Source organism: Pseudomonas sp. S150 (genome assembly GCF_004526365.1).
Lineage (GTDB): Bacteria > Pseudomonadota > Gammaproteobacteria > Pseudomonadales > Pseudomonadaceae > Aquipseudomonas > Aquipseudomonas putida_A.
In genome coordinates, this window is the sequence record NZ_CP038207.1 from 538,629 (window position 1) to 559,746 (window position 21,118).

Here is a 21,118-nt window from a genome sequence, read left to right on the forward strand (position 1 = left end):
ATTGAGCGAAGAAAATACGTACGACTCAACGAGCATTAAAGTGCTGAAAGGCCTGGATGCCGTACGCAAACGTCCCGGTATGTACATTGGTGACACCGACGATGGCAGCGGTCTGCACCACATGGTGTTCGAGGTGGTCGACAACTCGATCGACGAAGCCCTCGCCGGCCACTGCGACGACATCAGCATCATCATCCACCCGGATGAGTCCATCACCGTCAAAGACAACGGCCGTGGCATCCCGGTAGACGTGCACAAAGAGGAAGGCGTTTCCGCCGCCGAGGTCATCATGACCGTCCTCCACGCTGGCGGTAAGTTCGACGATAACTCCTACAAGGTATCCGGCGGTCTGCACGGTGTAGGTGTGTCGGTCGTGAACGCCCTGTCCGAAGAGCTGGTACTGACCGTACGCCGCAGCGGCAAGATCTGGGAACAGACCTACGTCCACGGCGTGCCTCAGGCTCCTATGGCGATCGTTGGCGACAGTGAAACCACAGGTACCCAGATCCACTTCAAGGCTTCCAGCGAAACCTTCAAGAATATTCACTTCAGCTGGGACATCCTGGCCAAGCGCATTCGTGAACTGTCCTTCCTCAACTCCGGTGTCGGCATCGTCCTCAAGGACGAGCGCAGCGGCAAGGAAGAGCTGTTCAAGTACGAAGGCGGCCTGCGTGCGTTCGTTGAATACCTGAACACCAACAAGACTGCGGTCAACCAGGTGTTCCACTTCAACATCCAGCGTGAAGACGGCATCGGCGTGGAAATCGCCCTGCAATGGAACGACAGCTTCAACGAGAACCTGTTGTGCTTCACCAACAACATTCCGCAGCGCGACGGCGGTACTCACCTGGTGGGTTTCCGTTCCGCACTGACGCGTAACCTGAACAACTATATCGAGCAGGAAGGTCTGGCGAAGAAGCACAAAGTCGCCACCACCGGTGACGATGCCCGCGAAGGTCTGACCGCGATCATCTCGGTGAAAGTGCCGGATCCGAAGTTCAGCTCGCAGACCAAAGACAAACTGGTGTCTTCCGAAGTGAAGACCGCGGTCGAGCAGGAGATGGGCAAGTACTTCTCCGACTTCCTGCTGGAAAACCCGAACGAAGCCAAGCTGGTCGTCGGCAAGATGATCGACGCGGCGCGTGCCCGTGAAGCGGCACGCAAGGCCCGTGAGATGACCCGCCGCAAAGGCGCGTTGGACATCGCCGGCCTGCCGGGCAAGCTCGCTGACTGCCAGGAAAAAGATCCTGCGCTGTCCGAACTGTACCTCGTGGAAGGTGACTCCGCGGGCGGCTCTGCCAAGCAGGGACGTAACCGCAAGACTCAGGCGATCCTGCCGCTGAAGGGCAAGATCCTCAACGTCGAGAAAGCACGCTTCGACAAGATGATCTCGTCCCAGGAAGTGGGCACGCTGATCACTGCACTCGGCTGCGGTATCGGTCGCGAAGAGTACAACATCGACAAGCTGCGCTATCACAACATCATCATTATGACCGATGCTGACGTCGACGGTTCGCACATCCGTACCCTGCTGCTGACCTTCTTCTTCCGTCAGTTGCCGGAACTGATCGAGCGCGGCTACATCTACATCGCCCAGCCGCCGCTGTACAAGGTCAAGAAAGGCAAGCAAGAGCAATACATCAAAGACGACGACGCCATGGAAGAGTACATGACGCAGTCGGCTCTGGAAGATGCGAGCCTGCACCTGAACGAAGAGGCTCCGGGCATTTCCGGTGAAGCGCTCGAGCGTCTGGTGAACGACTTCCGCATGGTGATGAAGACCCTCAAGCGTCTGTCGCGCCTGTACCCGCAGGAACTGACCGAACACTTCATCTACCTGCCGGCCGTGAGCCTGGAAATGCTCGGCGACCACGCCAAGATGCAGGACTGGCTGGCTCAGTACGAAGTGCGTCTGCGCACCGTCGAGAAGTCGGGTCTGGTCTACAAGGCCAGCCTGCGTGAAGATCGTGAACGTGGCGTGTGGCTGCCAGAGGTCGAGCTGATCTCCCACGGCCTGTCGAACTACGTCACCTTCAACCGCGACTTCTTCGGCAGCAACGACTACAAGACCGTCGTCACCCTCGGCGCTCAACTGAGCACCCTGCTCGACGAAGGCGCGTACATCCAGCGTGGCGAGCGCAAGAAAGCGGTCACCGAGTTCAAGGAAGCCCTCGACTGGCTGATGGCCGAAAGCACCAAGCGCCACACCATCCAGCGCTACAAAGGTCTGGGCGAAATGAACCCGGATCAGCTGTGGGAAACCACCATGGACCCAAGCGTGCGCCGCATGCTGAAAGTCACCATCGAAGACGCCATTGGCGCAGACCAGATCTTCAACACCCTGATGGGTGATGCGGTCGAACCTCGCCGTGACTTCATCGAGAGCAATGCTCTGGCGGTTTCCAACCTGGATTTCTGATCCTGTTCGGCGGCAAACAAAAAGGCCAACGCTCATGCGTTGGCCTTTTTATTGGCAGATCAAAAGATCGCAGCCTACGGCAGCTCCAGATGGATTACCGGTAGGAGCTGCCGCAGGCCGCGATCTTTTGATTTTTACTCGGATGCAACCGTCACACTCTCCAACCGATACCCATACCCATAAATCGTCAGCAACTGCCAACCCCGATCCGCCGTCAGCCCCAGCTTGTTGCGCAGGCGATAGATGTGCGTATCCAGCGGCCGTGACGACGCCACTTCTTCGTGGGGCCAGAAGCGTTCGTACAGGTACTCCCGCGACAATGGCCGACCCAAGTTACTGAACAGGCAGCGCGCCAAGCGGTATTCACGCTCCGTCATGACCACTGCCTTGCCCTCGCGGGTGACGCTCAGTTCGGCGTCGTCGAAGGTCAGGTCATTGAAACTCAGGACTTCAGCAGCGCTGCTACGTTGCTGGCTGTGCCGGCGCAGTACGGCGGCGACTCGGGCTTTCAGCTCGTTGGGGCGGAACGGTTTGCTGACGTAATCGTCGGCACCGGCGTTCAGCGCCTGGACGATATCGCTCTCGCCGTCGCGGCTGGTCAGCATGATTGCGGCGGGCGGCGCCTCCATGTGTTCGCGGGTCCAGCGCAGGAGTGCCAGGCCGGACAGGTCGGGCAGTTGCCAGTCGAGGATCAGCAGGTCGAAGGTGTCCCGGCGCAATTGGCGCAACAGGTCCTCGCCCCGTTCAAAGCTGTGCAACGACCAAGGCTGGTCTCCCTCCGCAGCCATCTGCTGCAGGGTTTGCTCGACCCGACGCAGTTCGGCGGGTTCATCGTCCAGTATCGCAACGCGCATACGCGTGGGTTCCTTGTTGCTTGAGCAGTGGCCGGCAACCCTGAAGGCTCGGCCTGTGCGGTAAAAGTAAGCAGTCCACCATCGGTCGACGTCCGCTATGATTCTTCGGATCTACATCCTCAGACCTGTGGCCCATGAAACCATTCACTGTCCCCTGCCCTGTTTGTCATGAATAGCCCGCGTCGGCGTGAAAGCCGCGAGCCAAGTCAGGTCCAGCGTCTGTTTCGACGGCTGGTGCGTGAGTGGTTGTGGATAAGTCTAGTGCTGTTGCCGCTGACTGCCTTGTTGTCGTATCGCGCGCAGATCAATCTGCACGACGTGGTACCGATGTGGAGCGCGTTGCTTTCGGTAGGGCTGGTAGCCTGCGTACTCGGATTGCTGCTGTGGCGCCCGCGCTGGGCGATCTGGGTGACATCGTGCGGTGTGGCTTGTGTGCTGCTGGCTAGCGCCGGGCTGGCGGAAGTTCGACACTGGTGGTCACCGACTCCAGCGGCGCTGGGCATGTTGTTCGGCTACCTGATCTGGAACTGGCGGCGCCTGAGTGTGGTGCTGACGTATTTTGGCTGGGAGCTGGCCCGACTGGACCGCGAGCCGAAAGTATTTCCCGAGCGGCGCCGTGCGCAATTCACCAGCGCTGATCAGCTGCAGGGCCAGATCATGGCACTGGAGCAAGCCATGAGCCGCACCCGCGATACCCGGCGTTTCATTGCCGACGGTCTGGAATACCTGCCGGTGGCGACGCTGATCAGCGATCCCAAGGGGCAGATTCTGCTGGGAAACCGCAAGGCCCGGGTATTGTTCGATGACCCGCTGGTCGGTGACTATGTTCTCGAGCAACTGGCCCGCCTCGGTTATCCGGAATTGTCCACAGAACCACGCCCGGCGCTGTCGGACCTGACGCTGCTGGAGTTTCGCGATCACAAGGAACGCAGTTTGCGTCTGGAACGGGCGGCTTTGCTGCCGGTGGATGGCGATACTCCCATCGGCTGGCTGCTGAGCCTCACCGATCTGAGCGCCGAACGCGCCGCAGAAGAACAGCGTGGGGTCTTGCTGCGGTTCCTTTCCCACGATCTGCGCGCCCCGCATTCGGCGATTTTGGCCCTGCTCGATGTACATCGCCATCAAGCCGGCGCGGATTCACCGCTGTTCGAGCAGATCGAGCGCCAGGTACGCCGGGCGCTCGATCTGACTGACGGTTTTGTTCTGCTGGCGCGAGCCGAGTCCGAGGCTTATCAGTTCCAGCCCAGTCTGTTCGCGATGCTGGTGCTGGACGTACTGGATCAAGCGCTGCCCATTGCTCAGCAGAAAAGCATCAAACTGCTGCACACGATGGACGAACAATCCCAGGAGCGTCTGATCAACGCTGACCAGGGCCTGCTGACCCGCGCCTTGTTCAACCTGCTGGAGAACGCCATCAAGTACAGCCCGGTCGGTACCATGATCAAGTTGAACGTCAGTTGCCAGGGTGAGTGGCTATGCTGTGAATTGACCGATCAGGGCAAAGGCATTGCCGCCGAGGAGCTGCCGGATCTGTTCACCCAGTACCGGCGCTTTTCGTCGGCGCAGGGGATTGATGGCGTCGGGTTGGGGCTGTCGATGGTCAAGGCAGTAGTCGACCATCATGGCGGTAACATCGAGTGCCACAGTATCGTCGATCAAGGCACCACGTTCCGGCTGCAGTTACCGCTTATCTGCGAGTGAACAGGCACAAAAAAACCGGCTATATCAGCCGGTTTTTTTACTTCCGAAAAAAACTTATGCACCTTTTACGGTGTTTTATGAGCTTGAGAAATATATAAGTAAATCAATTGGTTACTTTCAATATTCAGGCTTTTTCAACAAAACCGTACACAGGTTATCCACAAAATCTCAGACAGCCACCTGATCATTCGCGGCAGGCGCCTGCGGTGCTGGTGGCAGCGAACCCATTTCGCGCTGGGTCTGTTCGTTCCAGGCCTGTACCCGGTCGTTCAGCTCGGCGATGGCGCGCGGACCAGTGCCTTCGGCATACATCGGCTCGCCGATGACCACGGTGATCACACCCGACGTCTTGCCCCAGCCGATTTTCGGCCAGAACTTGCCGGCATTGTGTGCAATCGGCAGCACCGGAAGCGCCGCATTTACCGCCAACGCGCTGCCACTGCGCGAGAACTTGCCGACAGTGCCGTAGGGGACCCGGGTGCCTTCAGGGAAGATCAAGACCCAGACGTTGTCCTTGAGCAGTTCATCGCCCTTGGCCGCGACTTGTTTGAGCGCCGCTTTCGGGTTGTCGCGGTCAATCGCGATCGGCCGCAGCATGGCCATGGCCCAACCGAAGAACGGTACGTAGAGCAATTCACGCTTGAGCACCTGGCTCAAGGGCGAGAAATAAGCAGAGAGAAAGAACGTCTCCCAAGTGCTCTGGTGGTTCGACTGAATCACGCAGGGCCGGTCCGGCACGTTTTCCGCGCCTTTGATCTCGTAACGAATGCCGAGAAACACCTTGGTCAACCACAAGGCACAACGGCACCAGTACACGTTGATGAAGCGATAGCGCGCCTTGAACGGCAGAAAGGGCGCGATAAAAAAGCTCAGGCTGCACCACAGCAAGGCAGTGGTGCCCAGCAGCAGGTAAAAGAGAAAAATTCTGATGGCCTGCAGTATCGACATGGCGACGTTTACCGTTACGGGCAATGCCCGACTGTTCAAGCGCACTCCCGATCAATCCCTGGTCAGGAACTTCAGAAGCACTCTAGTTGTGGATAAGTTCTGCGGCAATCGCCGCCAGATCGTCAAAAATCAGGGTGCCGACCGGAAGGGTCTTGCCCAGAGTTTTTTCGCCTTTCCCGGTCTTTACCAAAACGGGCTGTGAATCGACGGCTTTGGCGGCCTCCAGGTCACCAAGGCTGTCGCCGACGAACCAGACATTCGTCAGCGCCACGTTGTAATGCGCCGCGATGGTTTGCAACATCCCCGGCTTCGGCTTGCGGCAATCGCAACCCTCGTCCGGACCATGCGGGCAGTACACGATCAGCCCGACTTCACCGCCCTGCTCTGCCACGAGCGTGCGCAGGCGCGTGTGCATGGCGTCGAGGGTGGCAAGGTCGTAATAGCCGCGAGCAATGCCCGACTGGTTGGTGGCGACCGCCACCGTCCAGCCGGCCTTGCTCAACTGCGCAATCGCCTCGATCGAGCCGGGCAGTGGAATCCACTCCTCCACCGACTTGATGTAAGCGTCGGAGTCGTAATTGATCACTCCGTCCCGATCGAGAATCAGCAGTTTCAACAGCAATCCCTCAACCCAGCAGCGAAATGTCGGCAACCCCGAGGAACAAACCACGCAGACGCGCGAGCAGCGCGTAGCGGTTGGCCCGGACCTTGGCGTCTTCGGCATTGACCATCACCGCGTCGAAGAACGCATCCACCGGCTCACGCAATGCCGCCAGACGCGCCAGCGATTCGTTGTACTGACGCGCTGCGGCCATTGGCTGCACCGCCTGATCCGCTTGCTGAATCGCCGAGTACAGCGAGAACTCGTTGGCGTTGTCGAAGTACTTGGCCTCGACCACGGTCGGCACCGAGCCTTCAACCTTGCTCAACAGGTTCGATACACGCTTGTTGACCGCCGCCAGCGCTGCCGCTTCCGGCAGTTTGCGGAAGGCCTGAACCGCTTGCACACGCTGGTCGAAGTCCAGCGCCGAACCCGGCTTCAGGGCACGTACCGACAGGTAAGTGGCGACATCGACGCCCTCGTCTTCGTAACGCGCACGCAGACGGTCGAAGATGAATTCCAGCACCGCGTCGTTCAGACCGGCAGCCTTGACCTTGGTACCGAAAGCAGCCACAGCGAAAGCCACGGCGTCGTTCAGGTCCAGATCCAGTTGTTTCTCGATCAGGATGCGCAGCACGCCGAGGGCCGCACGGCGCAGGGCATACGGGTCTTTGCTGCCGGTCGGCAGCATGCCGATACCGAAGATGCCGACCAGGGTGTCGAGCTTGTCGGCGATCGCGACAGCGGCACCGGTCAAGGTCGCCGGCAGTTCAGCACCGGCACCGCGTGGCATGTATTGCTCGTTCAGCGCCAGCGCGACGTCTTCCGGCTCGCCGTCATTGAGCGCGTAGTAGTAACCGGCGACACCTTGCATCTCCGGGAACTCGCCGACCATTTCGGTGGCCAGGTCGCACTTCGACAGCAGGCCGGCACGGGCCGCCCAGGAAGCGTTGCCGCCGATTCGCGCGGCAATATACGCCGCGAGCTTCGAGACGCGCTCGGCCTTGTCGTAGACGCTGCCGAGTTTTTCCTGGAACACCACGTTCTTCAGGCGATCATTGAAGGCTTCGAGTTTCTGCTTCTTGTCTTGCTTGAAGAAGAACTCGGCGTCGGTCAGGCGTGGGCGAACCACTTTCTCGTTACCGGCGATGATCTGCTGTGGATCTTTGCTTTCGATGTTGGCGACGGTGATGAACCGTGGCAGCAACTTGCCGTCGGCATCCAGCAGGCAGAAGTACTTCTGGTTGTCCTGCATGGTGGTGATCAGTGCTTCCTGCGGCACATCGAGGAAGCGTTCCTCGAACGAGCACACCAGCGGCACCGGCCATTCGACCAGCGCGGTCACTTCATCGAGCAGCGCCGGCGGCACGATCGCGGTGCCTTCCTGACGGGTCGCCAGTTCTTCGGTGCGCTTGCTGATGATCTCGCGACGCTCGTTGGCATCGGCCAGCACGTAGGCGGCACGCAGGTCGGCCAGGTAGCTCGACGGCGAACCGATGCGCACGCTTTCCGGGTGGTGGAAACGGTGACCACGGGAGTCGCGGCCAGCCTTCTGCGCGAGGATGGTGCAGTCGATGACCTGGTCACCGAGCAGCATCACCAGCCACTGGGTCGGACGCACGAACTCTTCCTTGCGCGCACCCCAACGCATGCGTTTCGGGATCGGCAGGTCGTTCAGCGAATCTTCGACGATGGTCGGCAGCAGGCTTGCGGTTGGCTTGCCGGCGATGTTCTGGCTGTAACGCAGTTTCGGGCCGCTCTGGTCGATTTCGCTCAGCTCGACGCCGCACTTCTTGGCGAAGCCCAGGGCTGCCTGAGTCGGGTTGCCTTCAGCGTCGAAGGCGGCCTGACGTGGCGGGCCATCCAGGTTGATGCTGCGATCCGGTTGCTGGGTCGCCAGCGCCGTGATCAGCACCGCCAGACGACGCGGTGCGGCGTAGACGGTTTTGCTTTCGTAGCTCAGGCCGGCAGCTTGCAGGCCCTTGTCGATACCGGCGAGGAACGCTTCAGCCAGGGTGTTCAGGGCTTTTGGCGGCAGTTCTTCGGTGCCCAGTTCAACCAGAAAATCTTGCGCACTCATTGTGCAGCCTCCAGCTTGGCCAGTACTTCATCACGCAGGTCCGGGGTCGCCATCGGGAAGCCCAGCTTGGCGCGAGCCAGCAGGTAGGCTTGCGCAACGGAACGCGCCAGGGTGCGTACGCGCAGGATGTATTGCTGACGCGCGGTCACCGAGATCGCCCGGCGCGCGTCCAGCAGGTTGAAGGTGTGCGAGGCCTTCAGGACCATTTCGTAGCTTGGCAACGGCAGCGGCTGGTCGAGCTCGATCAGGCGCTTGGCTTCGCTTTCATAGAAATCGAACAGTTCGAACAGTTTGTCGACGTTGGCGTGTTCGAAGTTGTAGGTGGACTGCTCCACTTCGTTCTGGTGGAACACGTCGCCGTAGGTGACCTTGCCGAACGGGCCGTCAGCCCAGACCAGGTCGTAGACCGAGTCCACGCCCTGCAGGTACATGGCCAGACGCTCGAGACCGTAGGTGATTTCACCGGTGACCGGGTAGCACTCGATGCCGCCGGCCTGCTGGAAGTAAGTGAACTGGGTCACTTCCATGCCGTTGAGCCAGACTTCCCAGCCCAGACCCCAGGCGCCGAGGGTCGGCGATTCCCAATTGTCTTCGACGAAGCGGATGTCGTGGACCAGCGGGTCCAGGCCGACATGCTTGAGCGAGCCCAGGTACAGTTCCTGGAAGTTGTCCGGGTTCGGCTTCAGCACGACCTGGAACTGATAGTAGTGCTGCAGACGGTTCGGGTTTTCCCCGTAGCGGCCGTCAGTCGGACGACGGCTTGGCTGCACATACGCGGCGTTCCAGGTTTCCGGGCCGATGGCGCGCAGGAAGGTCGCGGTGTGGAAAGTGCCGGCGCCTACTTCCATATCGTAGGGCTGAAGTACCACACAACCTTGCTCGGCCCAGTATTGCTGGAGCGCGAGGATCAAGTCTTGGAAGGTACGCACGGCTGGCGTAGGCTGGCTCACGAAATTCACCTGTTTCTTGGGCTGCGATTTAAAGAGCGGGAGTATACCCGATTCGTTGCTGCGCACGCCCCCTGGAGCCTTATGCCACGCTGCTTTTGGTGTACCGAAGATCCGCTGTACATGGCTTATCACGATCAGGAGTGGGGCACGCCGCTACGCGATGCGCAGGGTTTGTTCGAGTTGCTTTTGCTCGAAGGGTTCCAGGCCGGGCTGTCGTGGATCACCGTGCTGCGTAAACGCGAGCGCTACCGCGAGGTGTTGTACGGCTTCGACGTGCAGCGCGTGGCGCAGATGAGCGACGCCGAGATCGATGAACTGATGCTCGATCCGGGGATCATCCGCAACCGCCTCAAACTCAATGCCGCCCGACGCAATGCCCAGGCCTGGCTGGCGCTGGAAGATCCGGTGGCCTTCCTCTGGTCGTTCGTCGGCGATCGACCGACCATCAATCATTTCAAGGATCGCAGCGAAGTCCCGGCGATCACCCCCGAAGCGCTGGCGATGAGCAAAGCCCTGAAAAAGGCCGGCTTCACCTTCGTTGGCCCAACCATTTGCTACGCACTGATGCAGGCTTCGGGCATGGTCATGGATCACACTCAGGACTGCGACCGCTACGCGCAGCTGGTCAACGGCGGTTAGAATGGCCGCCTCGCGCACAGCACAAAATCAGGAGTGACCTGTGGAAAAGTTTAAAGGCGCCTTGCTGGTAGGCGCTCTGCGGCTGTTTGCCCTGCTGCCATGGCGGGCCGTGCAGGCCGTGGGTTCGGCGATCGGCTGGATCATGTGGAAAACCCCCAACCGCTCCCGCGACGTGGTGCGGATCAACCTTTCCAAATGTTTTCCACAGATGGATCCGGCCGAGCGCGAGCGTCTGGTCGGCCAGAGCCTCAAAGACATCGGTAAATCCCTGACCGAAAGTGCCTGCGCGTGGATCTGGCCGGCCCAGCGTTCCATCGATCTGGTGCGCGAAGTCGAAGGCCTCGACATCCTCAAGGATGCGCTGGCCTCGGGCAAAGGCGTGGTTGGCATCACCAGCCACCTGGGCAACTGGGAAGTGCTCAATCACTTCTATTGCAGCCAGTGCAAACCGATCATTTTCTACCGCCCGCCAAAGCTCAAGGCGGTGGATGAATTACTGCGCAAGCAACGCGTGCAGCTGGGCAACAAGGTCGCTGCCTCCACCAAGGAAGGCATCCTCAGCGTCATCAAGGAAGTGCGCAAAGGTGGTGCAGTGGGCATTCCCGCTGACCCGGAACCGGCCGAATCCGCGGGGATCTTCGTGCCGTTCTTCGCCACCCAGGCATTGACCAGCAAATTCGTGCCGAACATGCTCGCCGGCGGCAAAGCGGTCGGCGTGTTCCTGCATGCCCTGCGCCTGCCGGACGGCTCCGGCTACAAAGTGATCCTCGAAGCGGCACCCGAGGCCATGTACAGCACCGATACCGAGGAATCCTGCGCGGCCATGAGCAAGGTGGTCGAGCGTTACGTCGCGGCGTATCCGAGTCAGTACATGTGGAGCATGAAGCGCTTCAAGAAACGTCCGCCGGGCGAAGCGCGCTGGTACTGAGCAAGTTGGCACACTCTGTGGATAACCTGTAGGAACGCCGAAGGCTGTGATCTTTTGATCTTGCTTGAGGTTATCCACAACCCGTTCATTCAAGGGCGCATAAAGATGTCCGAACAACGCAAATCCTTCCGCATCAAGATCACCCACGACAGCTTTGGCGAATGCCTGGGCCAGACGCGCAATCTGTCGGCCACCGGGGTGTATGTCGAGCATCCGCGCCTGGCTTCGCTGCCCAAGGGCGCGGTGGTTTATGGTCAGGTGCAGGGTTTACCCACAGGCGCGCCGCGGGTGCGAATGGAAGTGGTGACGGTGGATGCCGAGGGCATCGGCCTGCGTTATCTCTAACTTATTGCGCCTGGCGGTCGAGCTTCTTCAGAAACACCGTCATTTCCTTCTCGGCCTGCTTGTCGCCATGGGCGCGGGCGGCTTCCAGACCTTGTTCCCACGCCTGCCGCGCGGCCGCGTGATCGCCGAGTGCAAGTTGCGCCTTGCCCAATAGCTTCCACGCCGCCGAGTACTTCGGGTCGAAACCGACACAGCGCTGGAAATGCTCGGCTGCCTTGGCGTTCTCTCCCAAATCCAGATAACCCTTGCCCAGGCCAAAGCGCAGCAATGAGTTATCCACACCCTTGGCGAGCATTTTTTCCAGGGATTCGAGCATGGGCGGAGTCCTTTTCTGTGGAGTGTCAGGTGTTGATCGGTGTCAGTTACACCGCTTTCGCGAGCAAGCCCGCTCCCACAGGGGAATGCATTCCAAATGTGGGAGCGGGCTTGCTCGCGAAGAGGCCATTACAACCGACGATATTTCTGGATCAGAAGAAGCTCAGACCCACATGAAACAGCTTCTCTACATCACGGATATGCTTTTTATCCACAAGGAACAGAATCACATGGTCACCGGTTTCGATCACCGTATCGTCGTGGGCGATGATCACTTCTTCGTTGCGGATGATCGCGCCAATCGTGCTGCCCGGTGGCAGGCCGATTTTCTCGATCGGCCGGCCGATGACCTTGCTCGACTTCGCATCGCCGTGGGCAATCGCCTCGATGGCCTCCGCCGCACCCCGGCGCAGTGAGTGCACGCTGACGATATCGCCACGGCGTACGTGGGCCAGCAAGGTGCCGATGGTCGCCAGTTGCGGGCTGATGGCGATGTCGATGTCGCCGCCCTGGATCAGATCGACGTAAGCCGGGTTGTTGATGATCGTCATCACCTTCTTCGCGCCCAGGCGCTTGGCCAGCAGCGACGACATGATGTTGGCCTCGTCATCGTTGGTCAGCGCAAGGAAGATGTCGGCGTCGGCAATGTTCTCTTCCAGCAGCAGATCACGGTCCGACGCACTGCCCTGCAGCACCACGGTGCTGTCGAGGGTGTCGGAGAGATAGCGGCAGCGGGCCGGGTTCATCTCGATGATCTTCACCTGGTAGCGGCTTTCGATGGCCTCGGCCAGACGCTCGCCGATCTGCCCGCCACCGGCAATCACGATGCGCTTGTAGGTTTCGTCGAGACGGCGCATTTCGCTCATCACCGCGCGAATATTCTCACGGGCGGCGATGAAGAAGACTTCGTCATCGGCCTCGATCACCGTATCGCCCTGCGGCAGGATCGGCCGGTCGCGGCGGAAAATCGCCGCGACACGCGTCTCGACATTCGGCATGTGCTCGCGCAACTGGCGCAGTTGTTGGCCCACCAGCGGCCCGCCGTAATAGGCGCGCACCGCCACCAGTTGCGCCTGGCCTTCTGCGAAGTCGATCACTTGCAGCGCGCCCGGATGCTGGATCAGACGCTTGATGTAGTTGGTCACCACCTGCTCGGGGCTGATCAGCACGTCGACCGGAATCGCTTCGTTCTGGAACAGCTGTTCTTCGCGATTGAGGTAGGACGCTTCGCGCACCCGGGCGATTTTGGTCGGGGTGTGGAACAGCGTGTGGGCGACCTGGCAGGCGACCATGTTGGTCTCGTCGCTGTTGGTCACCGCCACCAGCATGTCAGCATCGTCGGCGCCGGCCTGGCGCAACACCGACGGCAGCGAGCCGCGGCCCTGAATGGTGCGGATGTCGAGACGGTCGCCGAGGTCGCGCAGGCGTTCGCCATCGGTGTCGACCACGGTGATGTCGTTGGCTTCGCTCGCCAGGTGTTCAGCCAGCGAACCGCCGACCTGTCCCGCACCGAGGATGATGATTTTCATCCAGTCACTCCGTTGAATCCGTTTAGCCGCGCGCGGCAGCGATCTTGATCAGCTTGGCGTAGTAGAACCCGTCATGCCCGCCCTGCTGGGCCAGCAATTGGCGACCATGGGGCTGTTTGATCCCGGCCGTGGTGGCCAGGTCGAGTTCGCGGGCACCGGGCGTGCGCTCAAGGAACGCGGCGATGACTTCGGTGTTCTCGGTCGGCAAGGTCGAGCAAGTGGCGTAGAGCAGGATGCCGCCGACGTCGAGGGTTTTCCACAGGACGTCGAGCAGCTCGCCTTGCAGTTGCGCGAGGGCAACGATGTCGTCCGGCTGACGGGTCAGCTTGATGTCCGGGTGGCGGCGGATCACGCCGGTGGCCGAACATGGCGCGTCGAGCAGGATGCGCTGGAACGGCTTGCCGTCCCACCACGCAGCGGTATCGCGGCCGTCCGCAGCGATCAGTTCGGCGCTCAGCCCCAGCCGCTCAAGGTTTTCCTTCACCCGCACCAGACGCTTGGCTTCCAGATCCACCGCCACCACACCGGCCAGCGCCGGTTCGGCTTCGAGGATGTGGCAGGTCTTGCCGCCCGGCGCGCAACACGCATCGAGCACGCGCTGACCCGGCGCCAGATCGAGCAGATCGGCGGCCAGTTGCGCGGCTTCGTCCTGCACGCTGATCCAGCCTTCGGCAAAACCCGGCAGGCTGCGCACGTCGGCGGCGGCGTCGAGGACGATGCCGTCGCGGCTATAGACACACGGCGTGGCGGCGATGCCGGCGTCGCTGAGCAAGCCGACGTAGGCGTCGCGGCTGTGATAGCGGCGGTTGACCCGCAGAATCATCGGCGGGTGCGCGTTATTTGCCGCGCAGATCGCTTCCCATTGCTCCGGCCAGAAGGCTTTCAGGGATTTTTGCAGCCAGCGCGGGTGGGCGGTGCGTACCACTGGGTCGCGTTCCAGCTCGGCGAAAATCGTCTCGCTTTCGCGCTGGGCATTGCGCAGCACGGCGTTGAGCAGACCCTTGGCCCACGGCTTTTTCAGCTTGTCGGCGCAACCGACGGTTTCGCCGATGGCCGCGTGCGGCGGCACGCGGGTGTAGAGCAATTGATAGAGACCGACCAGCAGCAGCGCCTCGACATCGGCGTCGGCAGCTTTGAACGGTTTCTGCAAAAGTTTTTCCGCCAGCGCCGACAGCCGTGGCTGCCAGCGCGCGGTGCCGAACGCCAGATCCTGGGTGAAACCGCGATCACGGTCCTCGACCTTGTCCAGTTGCGCCGGCAGGGAGCTGTTCAGCGAAGCCTTGCCGCTGAGCACGGCTGCGAGTGCCTTGGCGGCAGCCAGACGCGGGGCGGCAGCCAGACGCGGGTTCATTGCGCGTCCACCACGGCGCCGAGCACGGTGCCAACGGCAAATTTCTCGCGGCGGCTGTTGAACAGGTCGCTGAAGTTCAGCGCCTTGCCGCCGGGCAGTTGCAGGCGGGTCAGGCACAGCGCCTGTTCACCGCAGGCGACGATCAGGCCGTCCTTGCTGGCGCTGAGGATTTCTCCCGGTGCGCCTTTGCCGTCAGCCAGGTGTCGCGGCCAATACCTTCAGCGCTTCACCGTTGAGGGTGCTGTGGGTAATCGGCCAGGGATTGAAGGCGCGTACCAGGCGCTCCAGCTCAACCGCCGGACGGCGCCAGTCGAGGCGCGCTTCATCCTTGTTCAGTTTGTGGGCGTAGGTGGCGAGCTCATCGTTCTGCACTTCGCCTTCGAGGGTTCCGGCGGCCAGGCTGGCAATCGCCTGGACCACGGCGGGCGGACCCATTTCTGCGAGGCGGTCGTGCAGCGTGCCGCCCGTGTCGTCGGCGCTGATCGGGGTCACGACCTTGAGCAGCATCGGCCCGGTGTCGAGGCCGGCTTCCATGCGCATCACGGTCACGCCGCTTTCGGCATCACCGTGTTCCACGGCGCGCTGGATCGGCGCCGCACCGCGCCAGCGTGGCAGCAGCGAGGCGTGGCTGTTGATGCAGCCCAGACGCGGAATATCCAGCACCGCTTGCGGCAGGATCAGGCCGTAGGCGACCACCACCATCAAGTCCGGTTTCAGCGCGGCGAGCTCGGCTTGAGCATCGGCGTTGCGCAGGGTCGGCGGCTGCAACACCTGGATATTATTTTCCAGGGCCAACTGTTTGACCGGGCTCGGCATCAGTTTTTGCCCGCGACCGGCCGGACGATCCGGTTGGGTGTAGACCGCGACGATCTCGTAAGGGCTGTTCAGCAGGGCCTTGAGGTGCTCGGCGGCGAATTCCGGGGTGCCGGCAAAAACGATGCGCATTGGCTCAGTCATGAAGGGAGTCTCACAAAAAGAAAAAGGCTTGCCGCAGCAAGCCTTTGAAGAGGGGCATCAAGCGTTCTGGCGGTGCAGCTTTTCCAGTTTCTTCTTGATCCGGTCGCGTTTGAGCGTGGACAGGTAATCGACGAACAACTTGCCGTTGAGGTGGTCGCATTCGTGCTGGATGCACACCGCGAGCAGGCCTTCGGCGATCAGTTCGTAAGGCTGGCCATCGCGGTCCAGCGCCTTGATTTTGACCTTCTGCGGGCGGTCGACGTTTTCGTAGAAACCCGGCACCGACAGGCAGCCTTCCTGGTACTGATCCATCTCGTCGGTCAGCGATTCGAACTCGGGGTTGATGAACACCCGGGGTTCGGTGCGGTCTTCGGAAAGGTCCATCACGACGATACGTTTGTGCACGTTGACCTGGGTCGCGGCGAGGCCGATGCCCGGCGCTTCATACATTGTTTCAAACATGTCATCGACCAACTGACGCACTTCGTCGTCCACTACAGCCACAGGCTTGGCGATAGTACGCAGACGCGGGTCCGGAAATTCGAGGATGTTTAAAATGGCCATAGGCTGATTGCTGCACGTATTGAGTAAAGTCGGGTCGATGGCCTGGCAGGTCCGAAGATGCAGGCTACCGTTGTGAAGCGTAGCTAATGCAATTTGCAGTAGCGAGCCACGGGGGCTCTGACGGTTCACGCGAACGCACATGATAAAGGGATTCGCTGCATGAGGAAAACACTACTCGCCCTGCTGCTTCTGGCTTCGGCCGCGGCTGCGCAAGTGCAAGTGCAACTCAGGGATGGTTTTCCACAGCAATACACGGTGGTTTCGGGAGACACCCTCTGGGACATTTCCGGCAAATACCTGCGCGAGCCCTGGCAATGGCCACAGCTGTGGCGGGCCAATCCGCAGATCGAAAACCCCAACCTGATCTACCCGGGCGACACGCTGACGCTCAGTTACGTCAACGGCCAGCCGCAGCTGACCCTCAATCGCGGCGAGTCACGGGGCACCATCAAGCTGTCGCCACGCATCCGCACCAGCCCGGTGGCCGAGGCGATTCCGAGCATTCCGCTGAAATCAATCAACAGTTTCCTGCTGAGCAACCGCATCGTCGACAAGGTCGAGGACTTCGACAAGGCGCCGTATATCGTCGCCGGCGATGCCGAGCGCGTGTTGAGTGGCACTGGCGACCGGATCTTCGCCCGGGGCCACTTCGATCCGAATCAACCGGTGTACGGCATCTTCCGCCAGGGCAAGGTCTACACCGACCCGCAGACCAAGGAGTTCCTCGGGATCAACGCCGACGATATCGGTGGCGGTGAAATCGTCGCCACCGAAGGCGACGTCGCCACCCTCGCCCTGCAACGCACCACCCAGGAAGTACGTCTGGGCGATCGTCTGTTCAGCGGCGAAGAGCGCTCGATCAATTCGACTTTCATGCCCAGCGCCCCGAGCACCAACATCAACGGCCTGATCATCGACGTGCCGCGCGGCGTCACGCAGATCGGCGTGATGGACGTGGTCACCCTGAACAAAGGCAAGCGCGACGGTCTGGCCGAAGGCAATGTGCTGGTGGTGATGAAAACCGGGGAAACCGTGCGCGACCGGATCACCGGCCAGCCGCTGAAAATTCCCGATGAACGGGCCGGTCTGCTGATGGTGTTCCGTACCTACGACAAGCTCAGTTACGGCCTCGTACTCAACGCATCGCGCTCGCTGGCGGTGCTCGACAAGGTGAGAAATCCTTAGCAGGCTTAACAAGTTACCAACAGAGTTATCCACAGCTTGTTCCGAATGGTTCGGGACTTATAACGATCAAGGATGATCCACGATGCTGTCTGCCTGTACGCCGGTTTCCCCTGCGGAACTGGAAGCGCGTTTGCGCCTGCACCGCTTGCCGGAAATCGGTCCGAAACGTTTTGCCAAACTGCTTGAAGCCTTCGGCTCGGCGTCAAAAGCCCTGAGCGCGCCGGCCAGTGCCTGGCGTGCGCTGGGGTTGCCGGCGGCGTCGGCCGAGGCCCGGCGCAGCCCGCAAGTGCGCGACGGCGCCAGCCATGCATTGCGCTGGCTAGAGCGGCCCGGCCAGCATCTATTGATGTTGGACCAGGCGGATTATCCGGCGCTGCTGGCGCAGATCCCTGACCCGCCACCGTTGTTGTTCGTCGCCGGTGATCCGCTGATTCTGGAAAAACCGCAACTGGCGATGGTCGGCAGTCGCAGCGCGTCGCGCCCGGGAATGGATACCGCCGCCGCATTTTCCCGCAGCCTCGCCGGGGCCGGTTTTGTCATCACCAGTGGCTTGGCGCTGGGTATCGATGCGGCTGCGCATCAAGCGGCTCTGGACGTCGGCGGGCAAACCGTCGGTGTACTCGGCACCGGCCTGGAAAAGTTTTATCCACAGCGCAATCGTCGACTGGCCGACGCGATGATTGCCTCGGGCAGCGCAGTGGTTTCTGAGTTTCCACTGGACGCCGGGCCAACGGCGAGCAACTTCCCCAGGCGCAACCGGATCATCAGCGGTTTGTCCCTCGGTGTGCTGGTGGTCGAGGCGAGTGTCGCCAGCGGTTCGCTGATCACTGCCCGGCTGGCGGCGGAACAGGGCCGCGAGGTGTATGCGATTCCCGGCTCGATCCATCACCCCGGTGCGCGCGGCTGCCATCAGTTGATCCGCGACGGCGCGGTGCTGGTGGAAACCATCGAACACATTCTCGAAGCCCTGCGCGGCTGGCAGCATTTGCCGTTATCCACAGACCCGCCGGATTCCGCGCATCCCTTGCTTGATCTGCTGCACGCCGCGCCGCACACCAGCGAAGCCTTGGTCGAAAGCAGCGGCTGGGCGTTGCCCAAAGTCCTCGCGGCGCTCACCGAGCTGGAAATGGACGGCCGCGCAGTGTGTGAAAACGGTCGCTGGCTGGCGAGGACACGCTAGGTTTTACAGGGAAGATCGGTAAACTGCGCAAAACCTGTTTTCGGAGAGTTTTTTCATGGTCAACAGTTGGCGTGTGCAACAAGCCGCACGAGAGATTCGCGCCGGGGCGGTGATTGCCTATCCAACCGAAGCCGTCTGGGGGCTGGGTTGCGACCCGTGGAACGAAGAGGCAGTGGATCGGCTACTGGCGATCAAGAACCGTTCGGTGGACAAGGGCCTGATCCTGGTCGCCGACAACATACGCCAGTTCGACTTCCTGTTCGAAGACTTCCCGCAAGAGTGGCTCGACCGCATGGCCAGCACCTGGCCGGGGCCGAACACCTGGCTGGTGCCGCATCAGAACCTGTTGCCGGAATGGGTGACGGGTGTGCATGACACGGTGGCGCTACGGGTCAGCGATCACCCGCAGGTGCGGGATCTGTGCTCGATGGTCGGGCCGCTGATTTCCACCTCGGCCAACCCGCAGGGGCGGCCGGCGGCGCGCACGCGGTTGCGCGTCGAGCAGTATTTCCGTGGGCAGATCGACCTGATCCTTGGCGGGCAACTGGGCGGGCGCAAGAACCCCAGCGTGATTCGCGATCTGGCAACCGGCAAGGTCATTCGCCCCGACTGATCCTGCGTCGAAAACCTTTACCGTGAGTCTTCCTCGCCTTGATGGTGAGGAGGACTACGCGTGCCTGCGATTTATCCTGCAATGACGCCAGTTTCTCTGTCGGAAAAGTCGCCAAGTCCCCAGATTCATTGGCTTTTCCCACTTGATTATCAGACTTTCTGGCGTGGCGGAATCGGCAAAAGCAACCATCCTTTCCCTGCACTCGAAACACTTCGATAAGTTAAGGTCTGCGGAGAAAGAATGGACACTACCAATTTGCAACTCACGGATTACCTGCAGGCGCTTCAGGTGACGTTGAAGAGTCACCATGAGGGTTGTCGCATCGTGATGCTTGAGGCTGGGGCGGATACTCAGGAGTTCGACCGGTTTATCGATCGGCAATTTCGGCTTCGGTTGCAGCATTACATGCTGACTTCACGGGCGCGGATGCTCGAAACCAGACTGGCGATAAAGTCGCGCAGTACCCATTTCCTGCTGTATCGGCACGATCAACTGTTGGCGGTATTGAGAGCGACTCCGGCACCGTTCGAGTGGGTATCGCTGGCAGCAACACGTTTCTCCCACGGTGGCGCTGTCGCGCCATGTCGAATTCAGTCGATTGATGTCGTACACGCCCAATCAGTTGCCCATCGCGGTCAACGGTCTGCTGGCGGCCGCTACCGAGTGGGCCATTAAATGCGGTTATAACGGGGTAACCCGCGTTGTGCAGATCGCAACAGCTGCGCTTCTACCAGCGTTTCGGCCTGATGCCGATCGCCTCCAATGCCCTGCATATCGACCAGCGCGCACGCGGCGATTACTGGGTGCTGTCAGCCGAGTGGCGGCAAATTCTCGCGGCGGTCCAACCGCCTGATCCGGCGGTTGGCCACGTGGTGCAAAAACCGTTGGAGTGTCATCTGCCGAGGTGTTGAACGCGTTCGAACTGACTTGCCAGCCATGGGTTTGCAACCCTGACTGGCAAGACGCCGAAGGTTTGTCAGGGCAGCAGGATGGTCGAACCGGTGGTGCGCCGTGCCGACAATTCGGTCTGCGCCTTCGCCGCATCAGCCAGTGGATAGCGCTGGCTGATGTCCACCTTGAGCTTGCCGCTGATGATCATCTCGAACAGCTCGTCGGCCATGCGCTGCAGGTTCTCGGCGTTGTTGGCGTAGGTCGCCAGGGTCGGGCGGGTCACGTACAGCGAGCCCTTGGCCGAAAGAATCCCCAGATTCACCCCGTCCACCGCACCGGAGGCGTTGCCGAAACTCACCACCAGCCCACGCGGCGACACACTGTCGAGCGAGGTCAGCCAGGTGTCTTTGCCGACGCCGTCGTACACCACCGGGACTTTATTGCCATCGGTCAGCTCCAGCACCCGCTGTGCCACGTTTTCGTGGCTGTAATCAATGGTTGCCCAGGCACCGTTGGCCTTGGCCAGTTCGGCTTTTTCCTTGGAGCTGACCGTACCGATCAGCTTCACGCCTAGGGCCTTGGCCCATTGGCAGGCTAGCGAACCGACGCCCCCGGCAGCGGCGTGGAACAGAATGGTTTCGCCACCCTTGAGTTCATAGGTCTGGCGCAGCAGGTACTGCACGGTGAGGCCCTTGAGCATGACCCCGGCTGCGGTCTCGAAGCTGATTTCGTCCGGCAGCTTCACCAGATTGGCTTCGGGCAGGGTGTGCAACTGGCTGTAGGCGCCCAACGGGCCGCTGCCATATGCCACGCGATCACCGACCTTGAACCGGGTGACGTCGCTGCCCACCGCATCGACGATGCCGGCGCCTTCTGCGCCGAGGCCGGACGGCAAGGCTGGCGGGGCATACAGACCGCTGCGGAAATAGGTATCGATGAAGTTCAGGCCGATCGCCTTGTTCGCCACCCGCACCTGATTCGGGCCGGGCGCGGCGGGTTCGTAGTCAACAAACTCGAGCACTTCGGGACCGCCGTGGGCGCGGAACTGGATACGCTTTGCCATCTGCC

General features: G+C 61.1%; 20 protein-coding genes and 1 pseudogene. 10 read left to right on the forward strand and 11 right to left on the reverse strand.

Going from position 1 to position 21,118, the window contains the following annotated elements; genetic code table 11:
- The first annotated feature begins 1 nt into the window (after position 1).
- Positions 2–2,419, forward strand: coding sequence for a DNA topoisomerase (ATP-hydrolyzing) subunit B (gyrB, locus tag E3Z29_RS02550; protein WP_007960764.1), 2,418 nt, complete (start codon positions 2–4; stop codon positions 2,417–2,419).
- 134 nt (positions 2,420–2,553) lie between these two features.
- On the opposite strand, the gene E3Z29_RS02555 is transcribed toward gyrB, so the two are convergent.
- A complete protein-coding gene (locus E3Z29_RS02555) occupies positions 2,554–3,273 on the reverse strand; it encodes a response regulator transcription factor (protein ID WP_134785067.1) in 720 nt (239 codons plus the stop codon).
- 168 nt (positions 3,274–3,441) lie between these two features.
- Between E3Z29_RS02555 and E3Z29_RS02560 the strand changes: the two genes are divergently transcribed.
- The gene (locus E3Z29_RS02560) at positions 3,442–4,974 is read left to right on the forward strand and encodes a HAMP domain-containing sensor histidine kinase (RefSeq protein WP_134785068.1); all 1,533 of its coding nucleotides are present in this window, start codon (positions 3,442–3,444) and stop codon (positions 4,972–4,974) included.
- 168 nt (positions 4,975–5,142) lie between these two features.
- Here the strand turns inward: E3Z29_RS02560 and E3Z29_RS02565 are convergent, their stop codons facing one another.
- The 4 genes from E3Z29_RS02565 to glyQ all read right to left on the reverse strand — a co-directional run bounded on the left by E3Z29_RS02565 (position 5,143) and on the right by glyQ (position 9,553).
- Positions 5,143–5,922: a 1-acyl-sn-glycerol-3-phosphate acyltransferase gene (locus tag E3Z29_RS02565; RefSeq protein WP_098966425.1), complete on the reverse strand. Its 780-nt coding sequence runs from the start codon at positions 5,920–5,922 to the stop codon at positions 5,143–5,145.
- A gap of 82 nt (positions 5,923–6,004) precedes the next feature.
- Positions 6,005–6,544 carry a D-glycero-beta-D-manno-heptose 1,7-bisphosphate 7-phosphatase gene (gene gmhB / locus E3Z29_RS02570; protein ID WP_167734075.1) on the reverse strand — a complete coding sequence of 180 codons (540 nt, stop codon included), beginning with the start codon at positions 6,542–6,544 and terminating at the stop codon, positions 6,005–6,007.
- Between the two features lie 4 nt (positions 6,545–6,548).
- A complete protein-coding gene (glyS, locus tag E3Z29_RS02575) occupies positions 6,549–8,603 on the reverse strand; it encodes a glycine--tRNA ligase subunit beta (protein ID WP_103367979.1) in 2,055 nt (684 codons plus the stop codon).
- A complete protein-coding gene (glyQ, locus tag E3Z29_RS02580; RefSeq protein ID WP_003187265.1) occupies positions 8,600–9,553 on the reverse strand; it encodes a glycine--tRNA ligase subunit alpha in 954 nt (317 codons plus the stop codon). The genes glyS and glyQ overlap by 4 nt, the downstream gene beginning before the upstream one ends.
- 81 nt (positions 9,554–9,634) lie before the next feature.
- Here glyQ and E3Z29_RS02585 point away from each other — a divergent pair, with 81 nt between their 5' ends.
- From E3Z29_RS02585 to E3Z29_RS02595, 3 genes are all read left to right on the forward strand, one after another.
- Complete coding sequence (locus E3Z29_RS02585) at positions 9,635–10,192, forward strand: DNA-3-methyladenine glycosylase I (RefSeq protein ID WP_134785069.1); 558 nt, start codon at positions 9,635–9,637, stop codon at positions 10,190–10,192.
- Positions 10,193–10,232: 40 nt separating this feature from the next.
- Complete coding sequence (locus E3Z29_RS02590; protein ID WP_047596996.1) at positions 10,233–11,120, forward strand: lysophospholipid acyltransferase; 888 nt, start codon at positions 10,233–10,235, stop codon at positions 11,118–11,120.
- A gap of 105 nt (positions 11,121–11,225) precedes the next feature.
- On the forward strand, positions 11,226–11,465 hold the full coding sequence (locus E3Z29_RS02595) for a PilZ domain-containing protein (RefSeq protein ID WP_134785070.1): 240 nt from the start codon (positions 11,226–11,228) through the stop codon (positions 11,463–11,465).
- Between the two features lies 1 nt (position 11,466).
- On the opposite strand, the gene E3Z29_RS02600 is transcribed toward E3Z29_RS02595, so the two are convergent.
- From E3Z29_RS02600 to def, 5 genes and pseudogenes are all read right to left on the reverse strand, one after another.
- Positions 11,467–11,781, reverse strand: a complete 315-nt coding sequence (locus E3Z29_RS02600; RefSeq protein ID WP_027610275.1) for a tetratricopeptide repeat protein — start codon at positions 11,779–11,781, stop codon at positions 11,467–11,469.
- 151 nt (positions 11,782–11,932) lie between these two features.
- On the reverse strand, positions 11,933–13,309 hold the full coding sequence (gene trkA / locus E3Z29_RS02605; protein WP_003220233.1) for a Trk system potassium transporter TrkA: 1,377 nt from the start codon (positions 13,307–13,309) through the stop codon (positions 11,933–11,935).
- A 22-nt stretch (positions 13,310–13,331) separates the two neighbouring features.
- Complete coding sequence (gene rsmB / locus E3Z29_RS02610; RefSeq protein WP_134785071.1) at positions 13,332–14,660, reverse strand: 16S rRNA (cytosine(967)-C(5))-methyltransferase RsmB; 1,329 nt, start codon at positions 14,658–14,660, stop codon at positions 13,332–13,334.
- A pseudogene (gene fmt, locus E3Z29_RS02615) lies at positions 14,657–15,617 on the reverse strand (methionyl-tRNA formyltransferase). Before fmt ends, rsmB begins: the two are co-directional and overlap by 4 nt.
- Positions 15,618–15,674: 57 nt before the next feature.
- Complete coding sequence (gene def, locus E3Z29_RS02620) at positions 15,675–16,181, reverse strand: peptide deformylase (RefSeq protein ID WP_027610272.1); 507 nt, start codon at positions 16,179–16,181, stop codon at positions 15,675–15,677.
- A gap of 159 nt (positions 16,182–16,340) precedes the next feature.
- Here def and E3Z29_RS02625 point away from each other — a divergent pair, with 159 nt between their 5' ends.
- The 5 genes from E3Z29_RS02625 to E3Z29_RS29555 all read left to right on the forward strand — a co-directional run bounded on the left by E3Z29_RS02625 (position 16,341) and on the right by E3Z29_RS29555 (position 20,070).
- Positions 16,341–17,366 carry a LysM peptidoglycan-binding domain-containing protein gene (locus tag E3Z29_RS02625; protein ID WP_134785072.1) on the forward strand — a complete coding sequence of 342 codons (1,026 nt, stop codon included), beginning with the start codon at positions 16,341–16,343 and terminating at the stop codon, positions 17,364–17,366.
- Positions 17,367–17,448: 82 nt separating this feature from the next.
- The gene (gene dprA / locus E3Z29_RS02630; protein WP_134785073.1) at positions 17,449–18,546 is read left to right on the forward strand and encodes a DNA-processing protein DprA; all 1,098 of its coding nucleotides are present in this window, start codon (positions 17,449–17,451) and stop codon (positions 18,544–18,546) included.
- Positions 18,547–18,601: 55 nt separating this feature from the next.
- On the forward strand, positions 18,602–19,159 hold the full coding sequence (locus tag E3Z29_RS02635; protein ID WP_003220243.1) for an L-threonylcarbamoyladenylate synthase: 558 nt from the start codon (positions 18,602–18,604) through the stop codon (positions 19,157–19,159).
- Between the two features lie 240 nt (positions 19,160–19,399).
- Entirely contained in the window at positions 19,400–19,834 is a 435-nt protein-coding gene (locus E3Z29_RS29550) for a hypothetical protein (protein WP_256662068.1), read from the forward strand.
- 26 nt (positions 19,835–19,860) lie between these two features.
- Positions 19,861–20,070, forward strand: coding sequence for a hypothetical protein (locus E3Z29_RS29555; protein WP_256662069.1), 210 nt, complete (start codon positions 19,861–19,863; stop codon positions 20,068–20,070).
- 65 nt (positions 20,071–20,135) lie between these two features.
- On the opposite strand, the gene E3Z29_RS02645 is transcribed toward E3Z29_RS29555, so the two are convergent.
- Complete coding sequence (locus E3Z29_RS02645; protein ID WP_134785074.1) at positions 20,136–21,113, reverse strand: NADPH:quinone reductase; 978 nt, start codon at positions 21,111–21,113, stop codon at positions 20,136–20,138.
- Positions 21,114–21,118 lie beyond the last annotated feature (5 nt).